Raw genomic sequence first — 2,976 nt, forward strand, 5'->3', positions numbered from 1 at the left:
ATTTAACCTAAAGCGTAATCAAATTAACTTATTTGGTTAATATTTGATCTTATTTAATGTTGCTAATAACCATTGATTAACAAAAGTTCTCATTATATTTAACCGTAAAAAGATAGATTTCTATAAGCCTTTGTTTTTATTTGTTTTAACATTATTTTAACACGTGTTAAAGTTAAGTCTGTATCAGCACTGCTGTGCTTGGTTATTAATTTGTAATAGATGTTGACTATTGTCGTTTTATTTAACAATAATGCTCTCGGTTGATTAAATAATTAACCTAAAAATAAAAAATATAACGTCGTGACTTTATTTTTGATTATGACGAAGGGAGTTTAATAATGAGTTCATTATCTTTGACAGCTAAGGCAATTCGCCGTGGCTTTTTGACAATAGCAGCAACGACCGTTGCAACAGGTTCAGTATTTTCAGGAAGCGTTATCGCTGAAGAAGCGCAAGCTGAGAAAGTAGAAAGAATTGCAGTAACCGGTTCACGTATTAAGCGTACCGATATGGAAACTGCTAGCCCAGTAAGTGTAATTGATGCTTCAGCTATTATCGCTTCAGGTGCTACATCTATTGATGATGTACTACAGAAGATGACCTCTTCTGGTGGCGCAATGACTAACGCTGCGGTAAACAATGGTTCTGGTGGTAATGCTCGTGTAAACCTACGTGGCTTAGGTTCTAACCGTACTCTTGTTTTAGTTAACGGTCGTCGTATGATTGCATCAGGTACAGGTGCAGCCTCTTCAGTTGATTTGAATACAATTCCAGTTTCTATGATCCAACGTGTTGAAGTACTTAAAGATGGCGCATCAGCTGTTTACGGTACTGACGCTATTGCTGGTGTTGTAAACGTAATCTTAAAGCGTGATTTCGACGGCTTGGAAATGAATGTTCAAACAGGTATGTCTGGTCAAGGCGATGCTGAAGAAACAAGTTTAGATTTCACTGTAGGTAATACCTTTGATAAAGGTAACGTTGTAATCAATGCTCAGTACACTAAGCGTGGTGACGCGAGCCAAGCAGATCGTGACTTCTCTGAATGTCCAATCGCAGAAGGTGCTGATGGCCTATACTGTGCCGGTTCTTCTTATTCAGAAGGTGGCCACATCTGGGGTGCAAATGGTGCTGATTTAAGTGGTCGTGGTGGTGAATACCATGAGTTTACAGATGCAGACCGTTATAACTACTCAGCTTCTAGCTTCCTATCTACTCCGATGGAACGCCTAAACTTAAGCATGGCTGGTACTTACGAGCTATCTGATTCTATTATGTTCTTCTCTGAAGCAATGTATTCTAAGCGTTGGTCAGATCAACAAATGGCGCCTCAGCCAATTTGGAATAGTGAGTCTTGGGAATATCAGCCAATATCTGCTGGTGGTTGGATGACTGATGATCTTCTTCCTTGGGTTGAAGATGGCGAACTTGTGGATTACGGTCGTCGTATGGTTGAGTCTGGTTCTCGTGATTTCTCGCAAGTTGTTGATACAATCCGTTTAGTTGTTGGACTTGAAGGTGAGTTTGATAATGGTTGGACTTGGGATGCTTCTTACAACAAAGGTAAGAATGACTCAGTAGATACTTTAGCTAACTTACATAACATTGGCTCTATCAATGATGCTGTTCAAGCTGAAGAGTTTGACCCATTCCTACAATCTTCATGGATGGGTGACAGCATTGCTCCATTCGTATACACAGAAGTAAATGCTGGTGGTAGTGAACTAGATATTGCAGCACTTTCTCTTTCTGGTGATATTGTTGACTTACCTGCTGGTACTATGGGCTTCGCTGCTGGTTACGAGTTCCGTAAAGAATCTGCTTATTTCACTCCTGATTCATTGACTGCTCAAGGTCTTGCTAATGACCCACGTGTTGAAGCAACTTCTGGTGAGTTTGATGTTAATGAATTATATGTTGAGCTAGCTATTCCATTAATCAGTGATGTGATGCTACTTGAGCAAGTTGACTTAAGTGCAGCTGTTCGTTACTTCGATTACAGCACATTTGGTGATGATACTACTTGGAAACTTGGTTTAACTTGGCGTGTATTTGACGACTTAATGATCCGTGGTGGTCAATCTACAGCGTTCCGTGCTCCAACAGTATCTGAATTGTTCGGTGGTAAATCACCTTCATTCGATCAAATCGTTCATCCTGCTACTGATCAAACTCAAGCAGAAGTAACAGTAGGTGGTAACCCTGACCTTACTCCTGAAGAAGCAGATATCACAACACTTGGTTTAGTATATTCTCCAAGCTTTGTTGAAGGTTTATCTTTAACTGTTGATTACTACGATATTGCTATTTCAAACACTATTACTTCTGTTGACTCTAACTACATTGCTAATCAGTGTTTAGATGAAAATGGCATGAAGATTAATGAAGGCACAGCACTATGTCAGTCTTCAAATATTGAAATAGATAACACTGGCCGTATTAGCTTCGACAATGGTTTACAAAACATTGGTGAAACTAACACTTCAGGCTTCGATATCAACGTTGCATACACATTCGAAGGTTTAGGCTTAGATTGGAAAGCAGGTTTAGATACTTCAATTCTTGATACATACGAAGAATATGACCAAGACGGTAATGTAATTGATTACAAAGGTTACATCACAGGTGGTGTCGGTGCATACGCAGAGTTAAAAACTAACTTTAACTTAACTGCAGCTGGTGACGATTGGTCTGCTACATACGAAGCACGTTACATCGATGGTATGGATTCATTTGCATGTAAAGATGATCCAAGCGATTGTTACGCTCCTTCAGTTGACTCAATCGTTTACCACGATATCTCAGCATCTTACGACATTAACGAAACAGTTAGATTGTCTGGTGGTGTGAACAACGTATTAGATGAAGAGCCTCCTTACTACTCAGGTAACAACGATTCAAATACCGATCCGTACACTTATGACGTATTAGGTCGTTACTTCTTCGTTCGTGCTAGCGTGAAGTTCTAATCGAGAT

The 2,976-nt window shown here is 39.6% G+C and carries 1 protein-coding gene; it reads left to right on the forward strand.

Features of this window, described 5'->3' with window-relative positions:
- The first annotated feature begins 338 nt into the window (after nucleotides 1-338).
- Nucleotides 339-2,969, forward strand: coding sequence for a TonB-dependent receptor (locus K5Q58_RS20495; protein WP_220755707.1), 2,631 nt, complete (start codon nucleotides 339-341; stop codon nucleotides 2,967-2,969).
- The last annotated feature ends 7 nt before the right edge of the window (nucleotides 2,970-2,976 follow it).

The sequence above is a fragment of the Shewanella sp. KT0246 genome, assembly GCF_019654955.1.
Taxonomy (GTDB): Bacteria; Pseudomonadota; Gammaproteobacteria; order Enterobacterales; family Shewanellaceae; genus Shewanella; species Shewanella goraebulensis.